This window comes from Micromonospora sp. WMMD961 (assembly GCF_029626145.1).
Classification (GTDB): domain Bacteria; phylum Actinomycetota; class Actinomycetes; order Mycobacteriales; family Micromonosporaceae; genus Micromonospora.
Genome location: NZ_JARUBJ010000002.1, coordinates 6599003 through 6614213, shown reverse-complemented (window position 1 = coordinate 6614213; position 15211 = coordinate 6599003). Strand labels below are relative to the sequence as shown.

Annotated in this window: 19 protein-coding genes; 6 read left to right on the top strand and 13 right to left on the bottom strand. The window is 70.4% G+C overall.

Features of this window, described 5'->3' with window-relative positions; all coding sequences use genetic code 11:
- Positions 1 to 42 precede the first annotated feature (42 nt).
- From O7614_RS30265 to O7614_RS30240, 6 genes are all read left to right on the top strand, one after another.
- Entirely contained in the window at positions 43 to 1551 is a 1509-nt protein-coding gene (locus tag O7614_RS30265) for an NADH-quinone oxidoreductase subunit M (RefSeq protein ID WP_278141765.1), read from the top strand.
- A complete protein-coding gene (locus O7614_RS30260) occupies positions 1548 to 3035 on the top strand; it encodes a proton-conducting transporter membrane subunit (protein ID WP_278141764.1) in 1488 nt (495 codons plus the stop codon). The genes O7614_RS30265 and O7614_RS30260 overlap by 4 nt, the downstream gene beginning before the upstream one ends.
- Positions 3036 to 3155: 120 nt before the next feature.
- Entirely contained in the window at positions 3156 to 4031 is an 876-nt protein-coding gene (gene htpX, locus O7614_RS30255) for a zinc metalloprotease HtpX (RefSeq protein WP_278141763.1), read from the top strand.
- A gap of 146 nt (positions 4032 to 4177) precedes the next feature.
- On the top strand, positions 4178 to 5437 hold the full coding sequence (locus O7614_RS30250) for an MFS transporter (protein WP_278141762.1): 1260 nt from the start codon (positions 4178 to 4180) through the stop codon (positions 5435 to 5437).
- Between the two features lie 152 nt (positions 5438 to 5589).
- Complete coding sequence (locus tag O7614_RS30245) at positions 5590 to 6117, top strand: dihydrofolate reductase family protein (RefSeq protein WP_278141761.1); 528 nt, start codon at positions 5590 to 5592, stop codon at positions 6115 to 6117.
- Positions 6118 to 6143: 26 nt separating this feature from the next.
- The gene (locus O7614_RS30240) at positions 6144 to 6533 is read left to right on the top strand and encodes a hypothetical protein (protein ID WP_278141760.1); all 390 of its coding nucleotides are present in this window, start codon (positions 6144 to 6146) and stop codon (positions 6531 to 6533) included.
- Positions 6534 to 6816: 283 nt separating this feature from the next.
- On the opposite strand, the gene O7614_RS30235 is transcribed toward O7614_RS30240, so the two are convergent.
- From O7614_RS30235 to O7614_RS30175, 13 genes are all read right to left on the bottom strand, one after another.
- A complete protein-coding gene (locus O7614_RS30235) occupies positions 6817 to 8031 on the bottom strand; it encodes a site-specific integrase (protein ID WP_278141759.1) in 1215 nt (404 codons plus the stop codon).
- Positions 8032 to 8045: 14 nt separating this feature from the next.
- On the bottom strand, positions 8046 to 8234 hold the full coding sequence (locus O7614_RS30230) for a helix-turn-helix domain-containing protein (RefSeq protein ID WP_278141757.1): 189 nt from the start codon (positions 8232 to 8234) through the stop codon (positions 8046 to 8048).
- A gap of 25 nt (positions 8235 to 8259) precedes the next feature.
- On the bottom strand, positions 8260 to 10050 hold the full coding sequence (locus tag O7614_RS30225) for a replication initiator (RefSeq protein ID WP_278141756.1): 1791 nt from the start codon (positions 10048 to 10050) through the stop codon (positions 8260 to 8262).
- Entirely contained in the window at positions 10050 to 10319 is a 270-nt protein-coding gene (locus O7614_RS30220; RefSeq protein ID WP_278141755.1) for a hypothetical protein, read from the bottom strand. The genes O7614_RS30225 and O7614_RS30220 overlap by 1 nt, the downstream gene beginning before the upstream one ends.
- Positions 10316 to 11014 (bottom strand): hypothetical protein, encoded by a 699-nt coding sequence (locus O7614_RS30215; protein WP_278141754.1) that lies wholly within the window; start codon positions 11012 to 11014, stop codon positions 10316 to 10318. Before O7614_RS30215 ends, O7614_RS30220 begins: the two co-directional genes overlap by 4 nt.
- Positions 11011 to 11418 (bottom strand): RRQRL motif-containing zinc-binding protein, encoded by a 408-nt coding sequence (locus tag O7614_RS30210; protein WP_278141753.1) that lies wholly within the window; start codon positions 11416 to 11418, stop codon positions 11011 to 11013. The genes O7614_RS30215 and O7614_RS30210 overlap by 4 nt, the downstream gene beginning before the upstream one ends.
- Entirely contained in the window at positions 11415 to 11717 is a 303-nt protein-coding gene (locus O7614_RS30205; RefSeq protein WP_278141752.1) for a hypothetical protein, read from the bottom strand. Before O7614_RS30205 ends, O7614_RS30210 begins: the two co-directional genes overlap by 4 nt.
- Positions 11714 to 12160, bottom strand: coding sequence for a hypothetical protein (locus O7614_RS30200; protein WP_278141751.1), 447 nt, complete (start codon positions 12158 to 12160; stop codon positions 11714 to 11716). Before O7614_RS30200 ends, O7614_RS30205 begins: the two co-directional genes overlap by 4 nt.
- A gap of 84 nt (positions 12161 to 12244) precedes the next feature.
- A complete protein-coding gene (locus tag O7614_RS30195) occupies positions 12245 to 12454 on the bottom strand; it encodes a hypothetical protein (RefSeq protein WP_278141750.1) in 210 nt (69 codons plus the stop codon).
- A complete protein-coding gene (locus O7614_RS30190; RefSeq protein ID WP_278141749.1) occupies positions 12451 to 13326 on the bottom strand; it encodes an FtsK/SpoIIIE domain-containing protein in 876 nt (291 codons plus the stop codon). Before O7614_RS30190 ends, O7614_RS30195 begins: the two co-directional genes overlap by 4 nt.
- Positions 13327 to 13410: 84 nt before the next feature.
- The gene (locus tag O7614_RS30185) at positions 13411 to 13560 is read right to left on the bottom strand and encodes a hypothetical protein (protein ID WP_278141748.1); all 150 of its coding nucleotides are present in this window, start codon (positions 13558 to 13560) and stop codon (positions 13411 to 13413) included.
- 3 nt (positions 13561 to 13563) lie between these two features.
- Complete coding sequence (locus O7614_RS30180) at positions 13564 to 14487, bottom strand: hypothetical protein (RefSeq protein ID WP_278141747.1); 924 nt, start codon at positions 14485 to 14487, stop codon at positions 13564 to 13566.
- A gap of 234 nt (positions 14488 to 14721) precedes the next feature.
- Positions 14722 to 15042, bottom strand: coding sequence for a hypothetical protein (locus O7614_RS30175; RefSeq protein ID WP_278141746.1), 321 nt, complete (start codon positions 15040 to 15042; stop codon positions 14722 to 14724).
- Positions 15043 to 15211 lie beyond the last annotated feature (169 nt).

The window sequence follows — 15211 nt, the reverse complement described above, 5'->3', positions numbered from 1 at the left end:
GCCGGGTTTGCGAGCCCCGCAGTCGCGAACAGAGGTGGTCCGGTGACCTTCGGGCAGGTGTTGCTGGTCGCTGTCCTGGCGGTGCCGGCGCTCGGCGCGGTAGCGGTGGCGGCGACTCCCCGGGACCGGGCGGCCCGGCTGGTCGGCACTGTCGCGGCAGCGCTGACCCTGTTGGCCTCGGTGCCGCTGGTGTTCGGCGGTCGAGGCTGGATCGCCTGGTCGGCCGACGCAACGGCGGTGCGTCCGTGGCACCAACTGGACCTGCAGTGGGTGCCCGGCCTGGAGTTGCGCTTCCACCTCGGCGTCGACGGCATCTCCTGGCCCCTGGTGGTGTTGACCGCGCTGCTCACGCTGCTCTGCTGCGCGTACACGATGTGGCGGGTGCCCGGCGGCGGCAGCGGCCGGGCCCTGGTCGCGCTGCTGCTGGTGGTCGAGGTGGGCATCCTGGGCACCTTCCTCGCCCTGGACCTGGTGTTGTTCTTCCTCTTCTTCGAGGTCGTCCTGCTGCCGATGTACGCGATCATCGCCGGCTGGGGTGGCGCGGACCGGCGTCGGGCGGCCCGCAAGTTCGCGCTGTACACGCTGTTCGGCTCGGTGCTGCTGCTGGTCGGCGTGTACGTGGTGGTCGCCGCCGCCGGCACCGCCGACCTGGTAACGCTCAACGGTGGTGCCGGGATGTCCCGGGGCATCCAGTTGGCCGCGTTCACCCTGCTCGCGTCCGCGTTCGCGGTGAAGAGCCCGCTGTGGCCGCTGCACTCCTGGCTGCCCGACGCGCACACCCAGGCGCCAACGGTCGGCAGCGTCGTGTTGGCCGGTGTGCTGCTCAAGATGGGCACGTACGGCCTGATCCGGGTCGCGGTGGGGGTGGCGCCCGAGGGGGCGCGTTGGGCGGCGCCGGTGCTCGGTGTGCTCGCCGTCGCCGCGATCCTGGTCGGTTCGCTGGTCTGCCTGGCCCAGTCGGAGGTGAAGCGGCTGATCGCGTACTCCAGCGTGGGGCACATGGGCTTCGTGCTGCTGGGCGTCGCCACGCTGACCACGACCGGCATCCAGGCGGCGTTGATCGGCAACGTCGCGCACGGGGTGATCACCGGCCTGCTGTTCTTCCTGGCTGGGGCGGTGAAGGACCGTACCGGCACGGGAACCCTCGCCGAGCTGTCCGGGCTGCGGGAGACCGCGCCCCGGTTGGCGGGTCTGCTCGCGTTCGCGGCCGTCGCGTCGCTGGGCCTGCCCGGGCTGGCCGGCTTCTGGGGTGAGGCGTTCGCGGTGATCGCGGCCGTGCAGGTGGGTGGCCCGCTCTGGACCACCCTCGGGGTGCTGGCGGCGGTCGGCGGGGCGCTCACCGCCGCGTACTTCCTGCGGCTGCTGCGTCAGGTCACCCACAACCGTCCGAGCCCCGCCGTCGGGCGGATCGGTGCCGGCCTGGCCGGTGCGGAGCTGACCGCGTGGGTGCCGCTGGTGCTGCTCGCGTTGGCCATCGGGCTGGCCCCGGCGCTTGTCCTCGGCGTCGCCGAGGCCCCCGTCGACGCCCTGATCGGGGTGGTCTACCCATGACTGGTGTGCAGAGCGTGGACAGCGTCGCGCTGTTGCCGGCCTACCTGGCCGCCGGCACCGCCGTGCTCGTGCTCCTCACCGACCTGCTGCTGGCCCGGCCACGGGCCACCATCGTGGTGGCCGCGCTGGGCGCGCTCGGCACCGCCGTCGGCTCGGCCCTGGTCGGCTCGGGTGGGGAGCGGCGGACCTTCTGTGTCGGCGTCGACTGCTCCTGGGTCTTCGGCGGCCGGGCTGCCCTGGTCGGCGTGGTGGTGGCACTGCTCACAGTGGGCGTGCTCGGGCTGTCCGTGCCCGCGCTGCGGGCCGGGCGGTCGCCGGTGGGGGAATACTGCTTCCTGTTGGCCTGCTCGATGACCGGCGGCGTGGTGCTCGGCGCGGCCGGTGACCTGATCACAGTGATCGTCGCCCTGGAGACGCTGACCCTGCCGCTGTACGTGCTGGTGGGCCTGCGCCGGGGCAGTCTCGCCAGCGCCGAGGCGGCGGTGACGTTCTTCGTGGTCAGCGTGGTGGCGACCACGCTGACCCTGCTCGGCGCGGCCCTGCTGTACGCGGTGACGGGTGGGCTGCACCTGGACCGGCTCGGCACGCTGCTCGCCGACCGGCCGGAGCTGCGGGATCTTCCACTGACCACCGCCGCGGTGGCGGTGCTGCTGGTCGGGCTGGCCTTCAAGGTGGCGGCGGTGCCGTTCCACGCGTGGGCGCCGGCCACCTACGACGGCGCGCCGCTGCCGGTGGCCGCGTACCTGTCCACGGCCTCGAAACTGGGCGGCCTGGTCGCCCTGCTCGCCGTGGTGCAACGGGCCCTCCCGGCGGACCAGACCGGCCCGGTGCTCGCCCTGCTCGCGGTGCTCACCATGACCGTCGGCAACCTGGTCGCGCTACGCCAGCGGCGTACCGTCCGGCTGCTCGCGTGGTCGTCCGTCGCACAGGCCGGCTACATCCTCGCCCCGCTGGGGGCGTTGGCACTGGCCGCCGGCCGCACGGACGACGCCCGGTCCGCCGCGTACGCCGCCGCGGTGGCGTACGCCGTCTTCTTCGTGGTGTTGGAGTTGGCCGCGTTCGCCGCGGTGACCGCGCTGCGGCCGACCGGTGCCGACGGCGGCACGTTGGACGACCTACGCGGGGCGGCCCGCCGGCACCCGTGGCGGGGCGCGGCGCTCGGTCTCGCGCTGGTGGGCCTCGCTGGTCTGCCACCGGGGCTCGCCGGCCTGTTCGCGAAGGTGACTGTGGTGCGGGCGCTGCTGGACGGCGGTGCGGCCTGGCTGGCGCTGGTGGTGGCCGTGAACGCCGTGATCGGGCTCGCCTACTACCTGCGGGTGACCGCCGCGCTCTGGGCACCGACGTCTCCTGCCACCCCGAGTGGCGGCGGCGCCGCTGCCGTACCCGTGGTGGGTGTGGTGGCCGTGGTGCTGGCGGTGGCTACGGTGGCCGCCGTGGTGCTCGGCGTCGCCCCACAGCTGGTGCTCGACCTGGCCGGCCGCTGACCCGACCTGACCTGCGGCGCAGTCTCAGTCAACTCTCAGCGTTGTAACGGATGGTTGGCGGGTACCGGGTTGTTGCACCGGTCAGCGGATCCCGGCGATCCGTGCACCGAAGGAGAGATCGTGCACCACAACCGTCTGAAGACCGCAGCGCTGCTTGGCCTGCTCAGCGCCCTGATCCTGGCGGTGGGCTACTGGTTCGGTGGCAGCGGTGGCCTGGTCATCGCTGTCGTCGTCTCGCTGGTCATGAACGGCGTTACCTACTTCTACTCCGACAAGCTCGCACTGCGCTCGATGGGGGCGCAACCGGTCACCGAGGCACAGTTCCCCGAGCTGTACCGGATGGTGCGGGAGTTGGCGGCCGACGCCCGGCAGCCGATGCCCCGGCTCTACGTGAGCCCGACCGCGCAGCCCAACGCGTTCGCCACCGGTCGTAACCCGCAGCACGCGGCGGTCTGCGTGACCCAGGGCATCACCGAGATCCTCGACTACCGCGAGCTGCGCGGCGTGATCGGGCACGAGCTGTCCCACGTCTACAACCGGGACATCCTGATCTCCAGCGTGGCGGCCGGCCTGGCCAGCATCATCACCCTGCTGGCGAACCTCGCCTTCTTCATCCCGCTCGGCGGTGGGGACGACGAGGACCGGCCGAACCCGGCCGTCCTGCTGCTGACCTTGATCCTGGGTCCGATCGCGGCGACCGTGATCCAGTTGGCGATCAGCCGGAGCCGCGAGTTCCAGGCGGACGCCTCGGGCGCCGAGCTGAGCCGCGACCCGCTCGCCCTGGCCAGCGCGCTCCGCAAGATCGATGCGGTGGCCCGCCGCCGGCCGTTGCCGGCCCAGGGTCAGCTCACCAGCACCGCGCACCTGATGATCGCCAACCCGTTCCGGGGCGGCGGCATGGCGTCGCTGTTCGCCACGCACCCGAAGATGGAGGACCGGGTCGCCCGGCTGGAGCAGATGGCCCGCAACGCCGGGCCGGTGCAGTTCCAGCGCTGACCCGCTGATCCACCGCCTCCGCCCGTACCCGGTCAGCCCGGGTGCGGGCGGAGTGCTGTGTCGGGCGGATAACCGCTGTCTGCCGTCGTACGGTGCCGTTAGGGTCGTAAGCGGTCCACGCTCATTACATCCTCGGGAGGTCCACCGTGGTCGCGCTGCGTCAGTACCTGGGAGTCTGGCGAATCCCCGGCGCGCCGATGCTGCTGGTGACCGGCATCATCGGGCGGCTCGGGATCGGCATGACCCCGCTGGCGCTGCTCCTGGTGGTCGAGCAGGTGACCGGGCGATACTCGTTGGCCGCCGTGGCGGGCGGAACCTACGCCGTCGCCGGTGCCGCACTCAGCCCGATAGCCGGGCGGATCGCCGACCGGGTCGGCCCCAGCCCCGTCCTGCTGGTCACCGCCGTGGCCCACCCACTGGCGCTCACCGGCCTGCTGCTGGCCAGCCGCTCGGGCGACGATGCCCTACCCGCCATCTACCTCGCCAGCGGCGTGGCCGGTGCCACGTACCCGCCGCTCACCGCCGCCATCCGAGGCGCCTGGAACGACCTGACCGGCCCCACCTCCGGCCGGTACCCCCTGCGCAACACCGCACTGGCCGCCGAGACCACGCTCTTCGAAATCGTCTTCGTGCTCGGCCCGCTGCTCGTCGCCGGCTTCGTCCTGGTCGCCGACGCGGCCGCCGCGCTGATCGGCGCGGCCGTCGTCACCCTGGTCGGCACCACCGCCGTGGCCCTCGGCCGGGTCATGCGCGGCTGGCGTCCGCACCCCAAGGAGCACCACGCCAGAGGCCTCGGGCCGCTTCGGGTCGCCGGATTCCCGGCCCTGCTGGTCTGCGTGGCCGGGCTGGGCATCGCGTTCGGCGCCGCCGGGGTGATCGTCCCGGCGTACGCGAGCGGCCACACCACCGACGACCCGGAGAGCCTGGCCGGCCTCCTGCTCGCGGTCTGGGGGCTCGGCAGCGCCGCCGGCGGAGTCTGGTTCGGCGTCCGCAAGCCGGCACCGAACATGACCCGCCAGTTCGCCCTGCTCCTCGCCGCCCTCGCCGGCACCTTCGCGGTGTTCTCGGTGATGCCCACCCCGCTGGCCCTGGGAGTCGCGCTCGTCGTCGGCGGGGCCACCATCGCGCCCGCGCTGACCCTGGAGAACACCCTGGTCGGCCGGATCGCCCCGACCGGCATGCTGAACGAGGCGTACACCTGGGTGGTCACCGTCGCGGTGGCGTCGAGCGCGGCCGGTGGTTCGGTGGCCGGCGTGATCGTGGACCACGCCGGCGGCGTCCGCTGGGCGTTCCTGTTCGCCGGGGCGGCGGTCGCCGTCGGGGCCGCGGTCGCCGCGCTCCCCGCCGGGCCCATCGCCCGCGCGGAAACCACAGCGGTACGCGCCGAACACCCCGTCCCCGCCTGACCTGCGCTCTGCGCGTCGCGCCGGTCCTTGATCCACACGGGTTCCCGTCGGCTTGATCCACTCAGGTTCCTGGAAGTCGGGGTGTCCCTGCGCGCCGGACACCGGCGACTTCCAGGAACCCGTGTGCTGTTCCGCCCGCCTACCCTGGCTTCATGGCCAAGGTTCTCTATTCGGCGACGGCGTCGCTCGACGGCTACATCGCCGGCCCAGATGGCGACATGTCATGGCTGACGGACTACATCGGGGGTGAAAACCCGACGGCGGAGCGCCTACTCGACAGCGTCGGCGCGATCCTGGCCGGCAACGGCACCTTCGGCGGCGACGACCCGAACCGTGGCACCGACAGCGAAGGCGCGTTCGGCGGCCAGTACCACGGGCCGGTGTTCGTCCTCACCCACCGGCCGCCGGCCGAGCCACCCGCGGACGTCACGTTCGTCGGTGACCTGCACACCGCCGTCGCCCAGGCCAAGGAGGCCGCCGGGGACAGGTACGTCAACATCCTCGGCGCCAACGTCGCCAAGCAGTGCATCGAGGCCGGGCTGCTGGACGAGGTCCTCATGTTCTTCGCCCCGGTGCTTCTCGGCGACGGGGTGCGCATGTTCGACCACCCCGGCGGCACCAAGGTGCGGTTGGAGCCGCTGCCCGGCGAGACCGAGCACTGGTACCGCGTCGTCTACTGAGCCCGTGTACCGATGGAGTGAGCCACATGGAACAGGTCGACGACCCGGAGCGAGCCTTCAGCCTGCGCATGACCACTCGGCAGTGGCGACACCTGGATGGTGCCGTCGACAGCGAGGTCAGCATTGCGGCGGAGAGCGACGATCCGCACCAGGTGGTGCAGACAGGATCGGACATCCGCGAAGCCGGATGGGATCAGGTCGCGCACTGGACCCCGGGCGTCGCCGGCTCCGGGGACTGGCCGGCCGACGACGAGGAGGTCGCCGTCAAGCTGTCGCGCAGACAATGGGAGCTGGCCGCCCGGTGCGCCGCGCACTGGGCCGCTGTCGCCGGCAGCGTCGGCCACGAGCAGGAGGCGGCCGTGCTGCGCTCTGTCAACGCACTCGTGCTCGACGGACTCAACGCGGAATCAGCCTGACCGGCGGGGTGAGTCGACGCCGACCGGGGTGGTCGACGCCGACTCGGGCGGGTGCGCTTTTCAGCTTCAGTGGAGTTGACGCTGGCTCGGCGGGTGGCGTCCTCAGTTCGCGTGGGCTTGACGCCGGCTCGCCGGGTGGCGCCCCCGAATCGGTGGGTTGAGACCGGCTCGGTTGGCGGATCGTCGTCGGCCCGATCGGCCAGCCCTCGGATCTGCCCTACCGGTAGTTGTTGAACTGGAGGGATACCGCCCGCTACCTGCCAGAACGTAGCCATGATCGCTGCTAGGCCGTCGCCAGGCCGTCCGAGGGTGACCCAAATACCTTGTCCACAGCACGCCGTGTTCGGTCCTCGCTGGTCGGCATCAGGTGCGTGTACGTGCGCAGGGTGAAGCCCGGGTCGGCGTGGCCCAGGTACTCCGACAGCGCCTTGACGCTCTCCCCAGCGTCGAGAAGGACCGAGGCGTAGAAGTGCCGCAGCGCGTGCATCCCGGTGGCCCGTGAGGACTGAATCGCAGCAGCCGTGAGAGCGGGGTGCCAGTAGTCCCGGTTGAACGTGTGTCGGTCCAAGGCGACGTTTGTGCGCCCGTGAACGACCAGGTTGACGGTGACCGGAGCACCGCCGGGCATCTCCCACGGCAGCGTCACCGGCACAGGAGGAAACGCCTCCAGGTGATCGGTAAGGGCTGTCCCCACCGACGCGGGCAACGGGATATCTCGCGTCTTGCGACCTTTGGGCAGCGCATAGACGAGGCGGCTACCCACGATCTTCAACTGGCGGACGACATGCAGGGTGCCCCGAAGGAAGTCGATGTCTTCCACGGCCAGGGCCAGAACCTCTCCCTGACGAAGTCCGCAGCCCGCGCCCAGATCGACGGCGACGCGGTAGCGCGCCGGCAGGCCGGCACGGATGCCGAGCACCTGTTCCCGGGACCAGGGCACCACCTTGCGGGGCGGCACCTTCGGCGGCCGGACAGTCTTCGCGTGGCACGGGTTACGAGGGATCCGACCGTCGTCGACAGCGGCGTTGAGGATCGTGGCGACGTTGCTGTAGGCGACGACGCGGTAGGTGGCCGCCAGGCCGAGCTGCTGGAGTGAGCGGTCCAGCTCGCGCAGGTGGGTCGGCAGGATCGCGGCGAGCGAACGGCTACCGAGGAACGGAAGAATGTGCCGACGTAGCCGCCGCTCCGTCGCTTCCCGGGTCGACTCGTCGAAGGTCTGTGCGGCCAACCAGTGCTCGGCGTACTGACGAAACGTCAGCTTCCCGGCGGCGGGGTCAATATAGGTGCCCCGCAACTTGTCGGACTCCACCGAGACGAGAAATGCCTCAGCGGCCCGCTTCTCCTTGTCCGGGAACGACTTCGACCGCTCCCGACCATCCGGCGCGATGTATCGAACCCGGTAACGGAGCCCCTTCCCATGAAGAGGGGTCTTGACCCGTTCCGACTTGCCCTCCGGGCGGACAACAACCTTGTACCAGCGATCTTCGACGTGAGCCAACGACGTTCCTCCCCTCAGGCTGCGGCTTGCTGCTCGAACCAGGCCCGGACGGCGTCCGGGTCATAACGCAGATGCCGACCGACGCGGCCGGCGGGCGGACCTATCCGGCGCTTGCGCCAGGTGTAGAGGGTCTGGACCGGGACGCCGAGGTAGGCCGATACGTCTTCGACGGTCCAGAGCTTGAGCGGTTGTGCGGTGGTCATGTCGTCTCCCGTGAGTGAGGGGTGATCAGGCGGCGGCCGGCGACAGCCCGGCGGGGGTAGCGCTGAGTTCGTGGGCGAGTTCTTCGCGACCGGTGGTTCGTCGCTCTCGGGCCATGGCTGCGGCGGTGTTGGCGAGTAGCGCGTCACCTGATGTGTGCCAGCCGACGCCGGCAAAGGTGAGGGTGCCGACGACGAGCGTGGTGTCGTCTTTGTCGAGGTGGTCGACGGCGCGGAGGGTGCCGGGTTGCTCGTCGGCCTGGTGGTCGTGTTCGTGGCGTCGGAAGCTGACGCGGGTGTCGCGCAGGAGTTGGAAGGTCACCGAGTAGCGGCGGGCTTTGGTGAGGAAGTGGCCGCCGTAGCCGAGCATGTGCGCCCAACGGCGTAGCCGGGCGTAAGGGTTGGCCGTCGTTGGTTTCGTCGGTTCGCTGTCAAGGGCGGCTTGACGCGTGGCGATGCAGACGGGGCAGGCGGCGTATCGGGTGTGGGTGCCGCAGTCGGGGCAGTCCCAGCGGTCGACGAAGCCGGGCCGGGGCCGTGGGTCGCGGGGCCGCTGGGAGAGCGCCACGGGTGTGTGGGTGGGTCGGCCGATGCGCCAGCAGGCGTCGATGAGGCGGGCGGTGTGGTCGCCGTCGGGGTCGGCGTAGTCGCCGATGGTGTCGGCGGTGAGGCGGGTGGAGGTGTGTCCGGTGGCCTCGGTGCTCTTGGTGGCGTACTTGGCAAGGTAGCCGGCGACCATGCCGTCGGTGACTTCGCCGGTGCCGTCGGTGGTGATGGGTTCCAGGTCGACCTGTTCGCCCCAGGTGATCGGCCACCCTTCGGGCCGGTCGGGGTGGGTGGGGGTGTGGAAGGTGACGTGTCGGGCGGCGTGCCGGAGCGCGTTGACCAGCTCGTCGACGCCGAACCCGGCGGGTGGGGGTATGACGGCGTCGGGGTCCTGGCCGTCGACGCCGTCGAGGCGGGCGATGGCGTGGAAGTGGACCGCTCCGCGTGCTTGGAGTTCGGCGACCTTCCCGGGTGAGAGCCGGACCGGTGGGACCTTGCGGATGTTGCCGGAGGCGGTGACGACGTCGACGCGGGGAATGCCTCGGCGGCGGGCGAGTGTGGCGAGCCAGCGTTCCGCGGCTTGCTTGGTGCGGTGCCACAGTTCGCCGGAGAAGATGTTCCAGACGACCTGGTGGTCGTGGTTGTAGCAGTCGAGGCACAGCGGATGCCCGAGCACCGTGTCTGCGGCTTCGTGGCGTGCCCAGCACACGGCGGGACGCCCGTGGGTGCAGAGGCCGGTGTCGCGGCGGGCGTGGCAGGGTTCGGCGCGGCAGTCGCAGCGGCGGCGGTTGCGGCAGGTGTGGCGCTTGACCACCCGTGCGTGCACGGTCCCGAACGACGGTGCGGTGAAGGTCGCGAACACCGCCGGATGCGAGGCGACCGAGTCGGGGACGCCTTTGCCGCCGACGAGGCCGGCGCGCAGCAGTTGGAAGGCGTCTCGTTGGTATGTCTGTGCGCACGACGGGCAGACCCTGGACCGGCGGTTGCCGCAGGCGGTGTAGATCGCGGCGTCGGGCATGGCGTCGGTGTGCCGCTGTTCCAGGACCCGGCCGGTGCTCTGCTCGACGGTGAGGAGCTGCCCGGCGAGGCGGATAGGGCGGGTGCAGCCGGCGGCGGCGCGGACGTGTTCCAGCCAGCCGAAGTATCCCGGTTGGGTGGCGCGGGTGAAGGCCGACCCGGCGGCGGTGTAGGTGATGACGGGGGCGATGGTGTCGGCGTTCGAGCCCACACCCCGGGCCGAGGCACGGGGTGTGAGGTCCAGCGTCGAGGCCATCAGCCGCGAACCTCAGTGGTGAGGTGGCGGGTGGTGATGGTGTGTTCGGTGACGATGACCCGGCAGGCGCCGCACTGGCGCTTGACCGGTTCGTGCTGACGGCACGGGATGATGGTGGTCACCTGGCCGCAGCGGATGGTGACCGGTGCCCGGCACGGGCCGCCGGGGATGAGGTCGATGAGGGTTCGGCGGGTGTCGAACGGGTGGGCGTCGGGGTGGGCGGGGCAGGTGTGGGTGACCTGCTCGATGTCGACCAGGACGATGGTCATCGGACACCGCCGATGGTGGTGAGGAGTTTCCCGGCGACGGTCGGGGTGATGTCGAGGCGGTCGGCCAGCTCGGCGGGTGTGATGGGGTGGCCGGTGGCTTGTTCGTGCTGCACGGCCGCGAAGCGGGCGGTGGGCAGTAGGTGGGCGGGTACGTCGACCGGCTCCGAGGCCGGCGCGGTGACGGCCGGGGTTGGCTCGGGTGCTGGGGTGATGGCGGCCGGTGGTGTCGGCTCGGTGGTGACCTGCTCGGCCACCTGAACGCGGATCGGCTCAGGAGCCGGTGCCACGGGTTGCGCGGTGGGTGCGGGGGCGAGGACGAGTTTGACCAGGGCCATGAACGCCAGCGCAGGAACGGCCGAGAGAAGCCACCCGGACGGGCCGGGTTTGGCAACAGCGAGTTGGGCTGCGAGGGAGAGGCCGGCGGCGGCGATGAGCAGGACCATCGGGTAGCCGATGGGTGCGCTAATCCGGCGGCGTCGGCGGATGGTGAGGAGGGCGGCGATGGGGACGAGTTCGGAGATGACGGCGTTGGCCCAGCCGAACCATCCGGGGGTGTTGTCGGGGCTGTTGGCCATGGTCCAGTCGTGGACGTGGGTGAAGGAGGCGGCCCCGGCGGAGCCGCCGACGACGATGAGGATGAGGACCAGGACCAGGCCCTCCAGGCGGGTGCCGGCGCTAACCGGGGTAGTGGTCATTGGTGGCCTCCGTGGCAGTCGAGGCAGCAGCCGTAGCGGCGGGGGATGTAGTAGGGCTTGACCTGGGCGCAGTGCCGGCAGGTGCGGCGGGCGAGCAGGGCTTTGGCGATGGCCTCCCGCTGCGCGGGCGTGGCGGTGCGCTTCGCTTTGGCGAGGTCGGTGCGGTAGAGGTAGGCGACCCGCCGGTTCTTGCGGTGCCGCCAATAGATCTGCGCAACCGGGTCGTGCCCTCCCGGGCGGAGGCCGGCGGCGCGGAGTTGCCGCAGGGTGGCTAGGCCGGTGGGGGCGCAGTGGTAGGGGAAGGTGGGGAACCCGTAGCGGGTGCCGTCCGGGTCGTAGAACTCGACCCGGATGCCGGTGCGCTCGGCCAGATCATCGAGGTTGCGGCTACGGAGGTCGGTCATGGCTTGTCACCACCCCAGCGCTGTTGGGCGGCTTGGCGGGTGATGCCGAGGCGGGAGCCGATTTCGGCCCAGGAGTAGCCGAAGGCCCGTAGGCCGATCACGGCTTCCCCGATCGCGTCGTCAATGACGGCGGACAGGGCGATGAGGTCGCGCAGGGCTTCGACGTCTCCGGTGGCGACGCGGCGGCCGTGGGCGCGGATGATGCGCCGGGCGAACGAGGCGAAGGCGTCGTTCTCGACGACGTCCCGACGCCGTTGCCGGGGCAGGTTGGGCGTCAAGTGCTTCTTGACGGTGTTCATGCGTTCTCACCTCCGGTGATGCGGAGGGAGTCCCACTCGTCAGCGGCGCTGTCTAGGGCGGTGATGACCTGCTCGGCGGTGCGGGCCGGGTCGTCGTTCCATGAGTAGGGGGAGGTGTGCTCGTCGAGGAGGTAGCCGTCTTCATCGATGTGGAAGACCGGGGCGGTGGTGTCGAGGTAGTCGACGAACACGCCCAGGGCGGCGAGGTAGTCGGCGAGGGCGTCGGGGTCGAGCTGGGAGAAGTGCTCCACGCGGTGTCCGGCGCAGGCGATGCCGATGGCCCCGGCGGCGCAGGCCGGCGGGGTGAGGTAGTCGGCGGTTTCGTAGATGTCGTAGTAGCTGCCCTGGGTCCAGCCGTGCCGGCGCAGGTAGAGGGCCGCCATCCGCAGCAGATCCGCAGGTGTGACCTGGACCTGTGTGGGTGGGTTTTGGGTAGCCTTCATGGCAACCACGTCCTTTCGAGGTTGTTGGTGGAGGTCGGCAGGACCAGCTCTGCTGGCAGGCGGTGACCTGGTCCTGTCGGCCGGTTATCGGGCGCGTAGCCGCAGGTAGCGGCGGTGCCGGTTGTCGTCACCCGGCATCTGGGTGGGTGCGGAGAGGTAGACGAGTCGCCCGCTGCGGGCGATGGCCTGGACCAGGGCAGCGATGTCCTCGGGACTGCCGGTGATCCAGAGTTCGGTGAATTGGGCGGCCCGCTGGTTGTTGGCACGGGCGTAGGCGCGTTCGCGGGAGGTCATGCCGCGATCCCGAAGTCGGCGTGGGTGAGGTCCGGAACCCGGTCCGGTAACCGGCGGGGTCGCCGGATCCAGGCGGCGTAGTCGGCGATGCCGGAGATCTGGGCATCCGACAGGTAGGCGACCTTGATGCGGCGGGGGATGCCGCCTTCGGCGATGAGGTAGGCCGCGCCCTGGTTGCTGGGCGAGATGTCGGTAGCGGAGTAGCCCTGCTCGGCCCACCCGTGACCCAGCACGATGTTCGACGAGTTGGGTGTGGTGCAGCGGAACGCGGCGCGGTAGCCGAACAGGTCCCGCAGACTGGTGGGGATGATGTCGAACGACGGCCGCTGCGTCGCAGCGACGACGGGGATGCCGGCGGCGCGGCCCCGGGCGACGAGGTCACGCAGGAGCGCGACGAACTCTTCTTGTTCCTGCTTAGATCCGACGGTGGCGGAGTAGAACGCGATCTCGTCGACCAAGACGGTGATGACCGACAGTCGGTCGGCGGCGGTGAGCTTGCGGCGCCCATACGCGCGGAGCCAGGCGTAGCGGTTGTTCATCACCTGCTGGAGCCGTCGCAGGACGGTCAGCGCGGCGGTGATGTCCGGGCCGATGAAGGCGTCGGCGCAGTCTTCCCACTGGCCGAGTTCGACGAGCTTGCCGTCCAAGAGGACGAGGCGGGAGTCGACGGCGAGGGCGGCGTGTGCGGCGATGGCGTTGAGCAGGCCGGATTTGCCTCCGCCGGGTTCGCCTCCGGCGAGCAGGTTGCGGTAGGCGAGGGTGATGTAGACGGGCTGACCGAACTCGTCGATGCCGACGAAGATGGGGTCGAACATCGACAGGCCAGGCCCCACAGGAACCGCGCCAACGGTGGCAGGTGTCGTGGTGGTCATGGGTGCCCTCCTTGGGCGATGAGTGGGCGCGGAGAGCCACACGAGCGAGCCGCAACGGCTCTCCGCGTCCATGGGTGGTTGGGGTCAGATCAGGTCGTCGTCGTGCAGCTCGTCATGCCGATCGGCATCGAGCTCGGCGTCACGACGCCGGTCCCATGAGCGGCCCTCTTGGCCGCAGGCGTAGCAGTGGAAGTAGAAGCCGTCGGTGGCCTCGTCGTACTCGATCTGCGTCACCGGTCAGATCCAGTCGGAGACGTCGTCAGCGTCGGACGGCGCGGACGAGCCCGCGGGCTTGCTGCCGTTGGCGGTCGTGGCCGGCTTCTTCTGCACCGGCAGGGTGATGGTGGGTGCGTCGACGTCCGGCAGGTCCAGAGCCGTCGGAATCACCGGCGTGGGCCGGTCGGCGGTGGGGGTGTCCGGGTTGATGACGTCGACCAGCGGCGAGTTCACCTGCGCGGTGAGGACTTCACGCCGTTTGATGTCGAACCGCAGATAGGCGGCATTGCCGTCCGAGGCCCGCTCGACCAGCGCGGTCGAGGCGTGGCAGGTGACGGCGATCTTGTCGAGGCGGCCTTCCAGGTCGGCCATCGACAGGCCGGGGCGCAGGTAGACCCAGACCCGCTCACCGACCGGGGTGGGGCGAGCCCACAGGATTAGCGGGAGGCTGCCGGACTGGTTGGCGATGATGAACTGCGCGAAGCACACGCGCAGCCGATGCCTGACGATCAGGCACCAGGTCCAGGCGATGACCTGGCGGCGGATGGTCGGGATAGCGGCGGGGACGCCGACGACCAGGGCGACCACGAGCAGGGTCACCAGGGTTGGGGTGTGGTTGGCCAGCTGGACCCAGAAGGTGAGCAGCAGGACCGAGAGCACGATTTCGGTGCTCCACCACCACAGCAGCCGGATCACTGGCCAGATCCGCACCAGCAGCCAGGCCAGAGCACCACACGGGATGCCAATGGCCGCGCCGATGAACAGGCCCACGATGGGGTGAACCGACGATGCGGCCACCACGGCCGAGAGAAGGCCGACGATGACCGCCGTGAGGACGAACGCCAACCGGGCGTTGCGGCCCGAGGAACGGTGGACCTTGGCCTCGATGACCGTCACCGTTCCGGATCTGCCGCCGAAGGGGCGGCGGGGGCTAGACTTGGACACGACGAGTCCTCCCAATCGCGAGTTGGGGTGGATGAGTTGGAGGGCACGGGGTCGGCAGATGTAGGAGTCGGACCGACCCCGCGCCAGCTCTTGCGGGGATGCCACCACCACTGGTGATGACGGGCCGGGAATGTAGGAGTCGGAACCACTCCCGGACCTGGATCTCAGATCAGCGGACCATCAGGCCGCCTTGTGCCAGACACCAGGGCTCACACAGCGCGGTGAGCGAGGGACCTACTTCGCCGCCGAGTTACCAGCCTTCGGCTTCAGCGAGACGGCACGGAACGCGACGCCGTTGCGCCCGTTGGTCGCCCACGGAATGGCCTCCAACTGCTCGACAGCGACGAGCTGTCCCACCGTCACGCCCGGCTTCTCACCCGCCGTGGTGATGGTGATGATCTCGCCGCCAGTCTCGTCGAGCACGAAGACCTGGGTCGACCACATGAGCCGGCCAGTGTTCTTCTCCGACCGCTGATTGCCGTTCTGGTCGTTCTTCGGCTCCGGGTCCTTCGTCACCTGGACCTGCTTGCTCTGGGTGTCCACGTACAGCTTCACAACAAACCTCCTGGGTCGTAGGTCAGCCCCTCGTGGGCTTAACCTGTCGTACCGGGAACCTTGGGTGGCCCACTTGGTACATACCAAGGAGACCACGTGACACACCCCACGGTCAAGGCTTGGTCCGTACCAAGGTTCTAGACTGGTGGCATGGACACAGCCAGGGCCG

Excerpts from the sequence above, each read along its gene's own strand:
- O7614_RS30260 (WP_278141764.1), top strand. The coding sequence starts at position 1,548 with ATGACTGGTGTGCAGAGCGTGGACAGCGTCGCGCTGTTGCCGGCCTAC.
- O7614_RS30245 (WP_278141761.1), top strand. The coding sequence starts at position 5,590 with ATGGCCAAGGTTCTCTATTCGGCGACGGCGTCGCTCGACGGCTACATC.
- O7614_RS30240 (WP_278141760.1), top strand. The coding sequence starts at position 6,144 with ATGGAACAGGTCGACGACCCGGAGCGAGCCTTCAGCCTGCGCATGACC.
- O7614_RS30230 (WP_278141757.1), bottom strand. The coding sequence starts at position 8,234 with ATGACCACCGCACAACCGCTCAAGCTCTGGACCGTCGAAGACGTATCG.
- O7614_RS30225 (WP_278141756.1), bottom strand. The coding sequence starts at position 10,050 with ATGGCCTCGACGCTGGACCTCACACCCCGTGCCTCGGCCCGGGGTGTG.
- O7614_RS30220 (WP_278141755.1), bottom strand. The coding sequence starts at position 10,319 with ATGACCATCGTCCTGGTCGACATCGAGCAGGTCACCCACACCTGCCCC.
- O7614_RS30215 (WP_278141754.1), bottom strand. The coding sequence starts at position 11,014 with ATGACCACTACCCCGGTTAGCGCCGGCACCCGCCTGGAGGGCCTGGTC.
- O7614_RS30210 (WP_278141753.1), bottom strand. The coding sequence starts at position 11,418 with ATGACCGACCTCCGTAGCCGCAACCTCGATGATCTGGCCGAGCGCACC.
- O7614_RS30205 (WP_278141752.1), bottom strand. The coding sequence starts at position 11,717 with ATGAACACCGTCAAGAAGCACTTGACGCCCAACCTGCCCCGGCAACGG.
- O7614_RS30200 (WP_278141751.1), bottom strand. The coding sequence starts at position 12,160 with ATGAAGGCTACCCAAAACCCACCCACACAGGTCCAGGTCACACCTGCG.
- O7614_RS30195 (WP_278141750.1), bottom strand. The coding sequence starts at position 12,454 with ATGACCTCCCGCGAACGCGCCTACGCCCGTGCCAACAACCAGCGGGCC.
- O7614_RS30190 (WP_278141749.1), bottom strand. The coding sequence starts at position 13,326 with ATGACCACCACGACACCTGCCACCGTTGGCGCGGTTCCTGTGGGGCCT.